The 7,835-nt window shown below is 45.6% G+C and carries 7 protein-coding genes; 6 read left to right on the forward strand and 1 reads right to left on the reverse strand.

The window, feature by feature from the left end; all coding sequences use genetic code 11:
* The first annotated feature begins 1 nt into the window (after position 1).
* Positions 2–604 (forward strand): 5'-deoxynucleotidase, encoded by a 603-nt coding sequence (gene yfbR / locus RCH83_RS10920; RefSeq protein WP_306521914.1) that lies wholly within the window; start codon positions 2–4, stop codon positions 602–604.
* 92 nt (positions 605–696) lie between these two features.
* Here the strand turns inward: yfbR and RCH83_RS10925 are convergent, their stop codons facing one another.
* Positions 697–1,677: a cation diffusion facilitator family transporter gene (locus tag RCH83_RS10925; protein WP_306521917.1), complete on the reverse strand. Its 981-nt coding sequence runs from the start codon at positions 1,675–1,677 to the stop codon at positions 697–699.
* Between the two features lie 187 nt (positions 1,678–1,864).
* On the opposite strand from RCH83_RS10925, the gene RCH83_RS10930 reads away from it, so the two are divergent.
* From RCH83_RS10930 to RCH83_RS10950, 5 genes are all read left to right on the forward strand, one after another.
* On the forward strand, positions 1,865–2,974 hold the full coding sequence (locus RCH83_RS10930; protein WP_306521919.1) for an MltA domain-containing protein: 1,110 nt from the start codon (positions 1,865–1,867) through the stop codon (positions 2,972–2,974).
* A 146-nt stretch (positions 2,975–3,120) separates the two neighbouring features.
* Complete coding sequence (locus RCH83_RS10935) at positions 3,121–3,603, forward strand: transglycosylase SLT domain-containing protein (protein WP_306521921.1); 483 nt, start codon at positions 3,121–3,123, stop codon at positions 3,601–3,603.
* A 172-nt stretch (positions 3,604–3,775) separates the two neighbouring features.
* Entirely contained in the window at positions 3,776–5,290 is a 1,515-nt protein-coding gene (locus RCH83_RS10940; RefSeq protein WP_306521923.1) for a sensor histidine kinase, read from the forward strand.
* Complete coding sequence (locus tag RCH83_RS10945) at positions 5,271–6,440, forward strand: hypothetical protein (RefSeq protein WP_306521925.1); 1,170 nt, start codon at positions 5,271–5,273, stop codon at positions 6,438–6,440. Before RCH83_RS10940 ends, RCH83_RS10945 begins: the two co-directional genes overlap by 20 nt.
* Before the next feature lie 9 nt (positions 6,441–6,449).
* Positions 6,450–6,887 carry a hypothetical protein gene (locus RCH83_RS10950; protein WP_306521927.1) on the forward strand — a complete coding sequence of 146 codons (438 nt, stop codon included), beginning with the start codon at positions 6,450–6,452 and terminating at the stop codon, positions 6,885–6,887.
* The last annotated feature ends 948 nt before the right edge of the window (positions 6,888–7,835 follow it).

Below are 7,835 nucleotides of genomic sequence, written 5' to 3' on the forward strand. Positions count from 1 at the left end.
TATGAGCCAACAGAGCCACTTTTTTGCTCATCTGTTCAGGATGAAACTGATTAACCGCTGGCCGTTAATGCGCAACGTCAATATCGAAAACGTGGCAGAGCACAGCCATCAGGTAGCGATGGTGGCGCATATGCTGGCGGTGATTGGTCAGCAACTTTTTAAAGGCGCCATTAACCCGGAGCGGGTGGCGACTCTGGCGTTATTTCATGACGCCAGCGAAGTGATCACCGGTGATTTACCCACACCGGTGAAATACTTTAATCCGCAAATTGCGGTGGAATACAAAAAGATTGAAGCTATTGCCGAGCAAAAACTGCTGTCAATGTTACCGCCTGAATTACAAGCTGTTTATCAGCCTTTGTTGTTGTCGGTGCAGTATAACGAAGCAGAAAAACGGCTGGTAAAAGCTGCTGATCACCTTTGTGCTTATTTAAAGGCGATTGAAGAAATTTCGGCCGGTAATCATGAATTTACCATCGCCAAAAGAAGGCTGGAGAAAATGCTGCAAAGTTATCCTGAGCCTGAAGTGCAATATTTCCTGCATACTTTTGCCGCTAGTTTTTCACTGACGCTGGATGAAATCAGTCTGGACGATCCGCTTTAAATACCAAGCGGCTGATCACAGCCGCTTTATTCTTATCCACTGAACACTTCCATCAAATTTTTCATGCAAAACAGATAGATGCAACTATGGGTTTAATGCCCATGCTGTTTATGCCCGCCGTGTGAGCAATGGTCATGGTCATGGTCATGGTCATGGTCATGGTCATGGTCATGCAAAGAGCTTGTGCTGCTTTTATTGTCACGGCAAGCTTCATCGGCTGTTTCAAATTCAACTGTGGTATGCGAAAGCAGATAAGGTGCCAACAGTTGCCTGACTTCAGATTTATAATAAGGCAGCTCGCGGCCATCAGCCTGGGCTTTAAGCACCAGATGCACAGTCAACACGTGCTGCTCACCATCCAGCGACCACAAATGCAAATGATGACAATCAGCCACAAAAGGCAAAGCCTGTAGTTTTTCTGCAAGCTCAGCGGCAAGCTCTGGGCTTGGGCTCACCTGCAAAAATAACTGCAAAGTTTTACGCAAATTACGCCAGACATTCAGCAGAATAAAACAGGTAAAACCAATACTTAACACAGGGTCAATCCAGGCCCAGCCGGTCAGATACAACAAAATACTGCCAACAAGCACAGCTGCCCAGCCTAAAACGTCTTCCAATAAATGCCAGCTCAGTACCTGCTCGTTTTGGGTTTTACCAAGACGCAGCTTATAAACAGCAGTGCCATTCACCAAAACACCAAGTACAGCCAAAGCTATCATGCCTTCAGCCATCGGCAATTGTGGTTGCCACAATCTTGGAATAGCTTCAGATAAAATCCATACCGAACCCAGCACCAGAATAACGCTGTTCACCAAAGCACTTAATAAAGACCAGCGCCGGTAACCGTAGCTATAACGCACATTGGCTTCCCGGTTTGCCACCTTGCTGGCCACCCAGGCAAAACCAATTGCCAGACAGTCACCTAAATCGTGCATTGCGTCGGCCATAATGGCTACGCTGTTGGTGAGATACCCGCCGACAAATTCAATCAGCGTAAAACAAAAATTCAGCCAGAAAGCGACGGCAATATTGCTGCTTTCGCCTTGATGATGGTGGTGATGATCGTGTGGCATCTGCTTAGCCTGGATAGAAAAACTTACTTTAACTTAACCAGTTAGCAGTAAAGCTGCAAGTCAGAGCAACGCTTGCCGGAGATTTTGCTGCCCAAACCAGCAATCAGGCCTACATCACACTGAAAATGTTGCACCGGATGACAGAGCGCTATAGGCTGACGACTTTGTTTAGTTGCCGGAGTTTGTTGTGCCGCAGTTGCCTTTCATTTTGTTTGCCAGCCTGATAAGTGTCACTGCCCTGGCCTCGCCACGTTTTGTCGTACAAACACCTGATTTTACCCAGGGCACCTGGCCCGATCACAGCCAGGATTTATGTTTTGTTGCCGACGAAACGCTGAAGTACCTCAATAAAGGCCAAAGTTATGACCCTGCCGCTATTCACGGTGGCAAAATTGCGGGCGCGAGTTTTGACCTCAACAGAATAAAAAGCACCTTGCAGTTTTTATGTACTGTCAGCCAACAAGATAAAGCGGCCGGCCGCAAATCACGGCTGACCGATCCGGCTTTTATGCAACAAGAATTTGAATTTGTGCGCTGGTACCCCGACACCAAAGCGGCGGCCAAAGTTGCCAAAGACAAACCGCTGTTATTAAAACTGCCGGCAGATAAGCTGCTGCAAACCAAATATTATGTGCGTATTGCTGATGGCCAGACGGCAAAATCGGCCAGCCACCCGCAAGCACTGTATGGTTTGCCTTTTGATGAAGCCCATTTAAATCTCGAAGATGCCGACAAACTGGGCAAAAGAATCACCCGTTTTCAGCTGGGTAAACAAGACATTGTCGCAGGTGCGCTGGAGCAAAAACCTTTAAAAGCACCGGCTTTGGTCTGGCTCAGCAGAGAGGACTTAGAAGGTGCGTTATTACAGGGTACAGCTGTAATCCCAAAACCAGATGGCAGTTACCGTTATTTAAACGTACATCGCAGTAATGGCATTCCTTACAACAGATTGCTCAAACCAGAACAACAGCAGCGTTATTGGTATTTTAAAGACGTGAAAAGTGTGTTGGGTTATGGCAAAGACGCCGACTATAAAATTCCAATTGCACCGCAAGTGACTGTTGCAGGTGATATTGTCAATCTGGGTCTTGGTAAGCTAATCTTGCTGGCGACGCCAGAGCGCGGCACTATCCATTATCGGTTAACTGTGCTGGCTGATACCGGCGGCGCTTTTGCCAATAACCAGTTTCAACTGGATTGGCTTAGCGGTTATTACCGCGACTGGGACCATTATTATCAGGACAACAAACACCGTGGCGACTATAGCCAGGTCTGGTTGCTGCTGAAAAAACAATAATAAAGTGGAAAGGATGTACATTCAGCATGAGACTTTGGTGTGTTCTGTTGGCATTATTCAATACATCTTGCCTGGCAAGTATTGACTATGCAGCCTGGTCAGGAAGTAACAAAGATGGTAGCTGGACCAGAACTGCCGAATCTGCTGTGGCAAATTCTTTATTAGTAGAGATGGTGCCCAAAGACGTCCAGTACTTTTGTCCGGCTTATCCCCTGCTTGCCAAGTCCGAACGTCGTAAATTCTGGGTCGGTCTGTTATCTGCCATGGCAAAACCTGAAAGTAATTTTAAGCCCCATCGTTTTTATCGCGAAAAATTCCGTGACCGCAAAGGTCAGGCTGTTGTGTCCCGTGGTTTATTGCAAATCTCTATTGAAAGTGCCAACCAAAAACGTTACGGCTGCGCTATCACTGATGCGGTTAAATTGCATGATCCGGCGATAAACTTACGGTGTGGTGTAAAAATCATGTCCAAATGGGTGGCCACAGACGGCATTATCGCCAAGGACCACAAAGCACGCAGCTATAAAGGAGCCAGCAGATACTGGTCAACGTTAAGACCTCAGCATGGCCATTTACGCACTATTGCAGACTTCACCCGAGGTCTGGCTTTTTGCCGGCAAAACAATTAATAAATAACAAAGTTAATGTAGCTAATTCACTGTTTAATTTGTAAATTAATAATCTGCGGCTAGCATTAGTTGCTATAGGGAACCATGTTACATTCTGTTGTTATTGCAACTCGCCAAGCGACACAGTTGCACTTTTACAAGGTAGCAAGAGCGTATGGATGACCGCGGTCGCATGATCAGATTAAAGCTGACCGGCAAGTTAATGGTGGTCATGGCTGCTATTCTGATCTTTTGTCAGTTGTTACTCTCAGCTACACATTTGTATCAAAGTAATCAGCAGCTTAACCAACAGCACAAAGCAAGATTGGATGCTACGATCAAAACGCTGGCCCAGAGCATCGCCATAGATGTGTGGAATTTTAATCCGGGTTCACTTGAAGTGCTGGTCGGCCCTCACCTGACAGATCCTGGCATCAGAAAAATTGAAATCAGAGATGGTGCTGATAACAGCCTTGAATTACCAAATCAAACATTACGCAGCAACAATCAGAATGATGCAGTGCTGGAAAAAGCGATAGAGCTGACTCTCGGCGGCCAGCAAACCAGTGTTGGACAACTCAAACTTTATAGCAGCACCGATTATATTGCTGACGAGCTGAAACAAATTATGCTGCGTCAGACCGGTGAAATGGTGTTATTAATTCTGATCCTGGCCGCGGGCTTGTCGCTGGCACTGTCAAAACTGGTACTACAGCCGCTGCGAAAATTAAATGCGGCTTTAACTGCAGCAGTGAATAGTCAGGATGGCATAGTACAGAACCCACTGCTTGGTCTCGAAGATGAGTTTGAAGAAGTTGCGGTCAGTATTGCCGGTTTATCAGGCCGCTTGTCTGGCGATATCAAAACTATCTCTCAGGCCAAAGCCGATCTACAACAAGAAAAAGAACGCACCGAACAGGCTCTGAATCATCTGAAACAAACCCAGGATGCGTTGTTGCAGTCGGAAAAACAAGCATCACTTGGCTCTCTGGTTGCAGGGGTGGCGCATGAAGTGAATACGCCGCTTGGGGTGGTAATCACCAGTATTACCTGCATTCATGACATGGTTCAGCAACTGCTGAATGATACTGAAGCGGGCAGCCTGACTAAACCGCAACTGGTCGGTCAGTTAGATAAACTAAATGAAGCCACACACCTTATTATCAGCAATACCAGTAGAGCATCGCAATTAATTAACAATTTCAAACTATTATCACAAGAACAACATGGCGAAGCACAACGCTGGTTTAATTTGTCCAATTACATTCTGGACGTCGTTGCCAGCATGCAGGATCAATTGACCGAACATCAGATCAAACTGCAGTTACAGATAGAACCTGACATTATCCTGTCCAGTATGCCTGGGCTTTATGCACAACTGGTCAGTTCTTTATTATCCAATGTGATGGAACACGCTTTTCCGCAGGGTCAGGGCGGGAACTGCCTGCTACGCCTGGCACTGCACCAAAATGAAGTTTGCTTAAGTTGTAGTGATCAAGGTATGGGTATTGCGGCTGAGTTACAAAAACGGGTTTTTGACCCTTTTTATACCACCAAACTCGGCGTCGGCAGCAGTGGTCTGGGCATGGCGATCGCCTATCGGATTGTTAAATTTAATCTGCAAGGTGATATTCAGGTGCACAGTGTTGAACAACAAGGAACAACTTTTGATATCAGGATCCCCTATCATGCTGCGCAACTTGACTAGTGTGCTGTTATTGCTGGCCTGTAGCGTTGCTGCAGAAACCGACATTCACGGTTTTGGCTCTGTACGGGCCGGTAAAATGTTACCCAAAGGCGACAATCCGAAATTAGTTGATATGTATGCCAGTGATGGACTGATCTGGCGGGATGAAACACTTTTTGCATTGCAAACCACCACAGATTTGCAAGAGTCCTTACGTGTAACTATCCAATTAATGGCCAAAGGTAGCGACGACTTCAGCGCTAAAATGAGTCTGGCTTTTTTGAGTTATCAGCTAAATCCCGACATGCAACTCAATTTTGGCCGTATTGCTAATCCGTTGTTTGCCCAGTCCGATTTTCAGTATGTGCGTTATGCCCATGATTACGCCCGGCTGCCCAAAGCTGTGTATTGGAATTTTGATTTTGAAACCATTGAAGGTTTGTCATTTGAACATAAAGCCACAGTGAGTGATTTTGCTGTCAAATACCGGCTGATCACTGGTGATTTCAGTGGGAAAACCTTTAAGAGTGTACGCCCTGAAGGAGTGCCGATTAAATTACACAATATTTTTAACGGTTATCTTGAGCTATCACGGGACTACTGGACTTTGTTTGGCGGTGCAATGCAAGCCGACGGTGACGGCTCAGCTATTGATGAGCAGCTGATTTTCCCTGTGGTATTACCTGCCCTGGCAGCATCAGGTGCCAGCCCGGCGGAAAAACAACAGTTATTAGATACGTTAAGCATGTCCAAAAGAGCCAGATACTATTATTTTGGCGGCCGGTTGCAGTTTGGTGACTGGAAAATTGAAGGTGAAAAAACCAATTACGGCATCCTTGATAGTGCAGATCCACGTAATACAGCACATTACATCGCAGTATCCAGGCGATTTGATCCTTTTATCCTGACTTATCACCACGAATGGAGCATGCAGGATATTAACGATCTCGGATTTATGAAAGATATTTCCCACCCTGTGCTCAGGCAAATTGGTACCCAGGTTTATCAGCGACTGGCCACACCCAACCGTTTTTCGATGGATGTTCTTACACTGAGATATGATCTGCAACCTGGTGTCAGTTTCAAAATCGACTATATGCAAGGGCGGGATCGTCAACCAAGAGTGGACGAATTCCGGGGTTTTTCTTTTGGCGTAGACTTTGTGTTTTAGGGTGCACAGATGCGACTGATCATACTAACCCTCACCCTGCTTCTGAGTTTGCGGCTCAGTGCAACAGAGTTAATTCTAATCGCACATCAGAACAATACCAACAAACTGGAACAGCACAGTCTGATCCAGTTATATCTGAATAAAACCAGCACCTTTGCTGACGGCTCTGCAGCTGTGATTTTCCATAGTGCCAGAGATTCAGAACAGCACCAGCAATTTTGTCTCAGTCTGCTTAACCTGACGGCCGCACAATACCAGTCTTATTGGTCACGGCTGATATTTACCGGTGCAGCTGCACGTCCTCATTTTGTACTGGATGATACTGAAATGTTGAAAAATATAACCACAAATAAATCAGCAATAGGTTATATTTCCGCACAAACTATTCCTAAAGATGTCCGGGTGATTGGTTATTTAACCAAAGGAAAATGGCAGTCAGTCCCATAATCGACTGCTAAAATGGTTAAAAATCCCCTGTTCAAACACTAAGTACAGTTTGGTTTGTGCAGAAATCTATCATAACAATCATAAGTAGAATTGTTTTGTTCGCGCAATTCATATGCTCTGAACAGACACTCTTCCAACACATTTGACTGAACCAGCTCATAATACAAGTCATCCGGCACAAGCCGACAAACTCTATCACCGCGTTAAAAAAATTTATTAATCAATATCTTATATGAATTTTTAAAAAGAGAATAAGCTGGGCTATGCACTGCCATAATTTTGCAGCTGATTTTAAAGATTGCAGCGGATCCGGCCAAAATGATCTTGAGGAACATGATTAATTTGTTGGCAATATCATGAAACAATACCGGATTGTTGCGGTAGAACAAAAATGTCAAATGTTGCATGTTGCATGTTGCATGTTGCATGTTGCACAAGTAAATATTAAACATTTTATAGGGTGTAAAATGCCCATAGGAGCCTTGATGCCCTTCGCAGAGCTCAGGGCCGTTCAGCTGGAAGGAAGCCAAATTATTGGCTTCCTTCCAGCTTCACTGTACTACTCGCATGGGAATGCCCTGCTCGGGCAATAGACCACCAGAATGCCATAAAGCACTAAATCCGCAGGAGCGGATTTGGACGGCACAGCCGGTCCGCAGGACATTTTACAGGACGTAAAATGCAAAAAGGCCCAGTCGTTAGACTGGGCCTTTCTGGCTTTATTGGGAGCCTTAATGCCCTTCGCAGAGCTCGGGCCGTTCAGCCGGAGGACTGCAAAATTGTTTGCAGTCCTAAATCCCGTCTTCACTGTACTACTCTCCAAGTAATCCACAGCCAGAATCGCAGTAAATAAAAAAGCCCCAGTCTTTCGACTGGGGCTTTTCCATTTATTGGGAGCCTGGCGGTGTACTACTCTCGCATGGCATCTGCCACACTACCATCGTCGCA

The organism is Rheinheimera sp. (assembly GCF_030824435.1).
Classification (GTDB): domain Bacteria; phylum Pseudomonadota; class Gammaproteobacteria; order Enterobacterales; family Alteromonadaceae; genus Pararheinheimera.

What these genes read in the sequence shown, in the direction of transcription:
- yfbR (WP_306521914.1), top strand. Translation starts at nt 2, where the DNA reads ATGAGCCAACAGAGCCACTTTTTTGCTCATCTGTTCAGGATGAAACTG.
- RCH83_RS10945 (WP_306521925.1), top strand. Translation starts at nt 5,271, where the DNA reads ATGCTGCGCAACTTGACTAGTGTGCTGTTATTGCTGGCCTGTAGCGTT.
- RCH83_RS10950 (WP_306521927.1), top strand. Translation starts at nt 6,450, where the DNA reads ATGCGACTGATCATACTAACCCTCACCCTGCTTCTGAGTTTGCGGCTC.
- RCH83_RS10925 (WP_306521917.1), bottom strand. Translation starts at nt 1,677, where the DNA reads ATGCCACACGATCATCACCACCATCATCAAGGCGAAAGCAGCAATATT.
- RCH83_RS10940 (WP_306521923.1), top strand. Translation starts at nt 3,776, where the DNA reads ATGATCAGATTAAAGCTGACCGGCAAGTTAATGGTGGTCATGGCTGCT.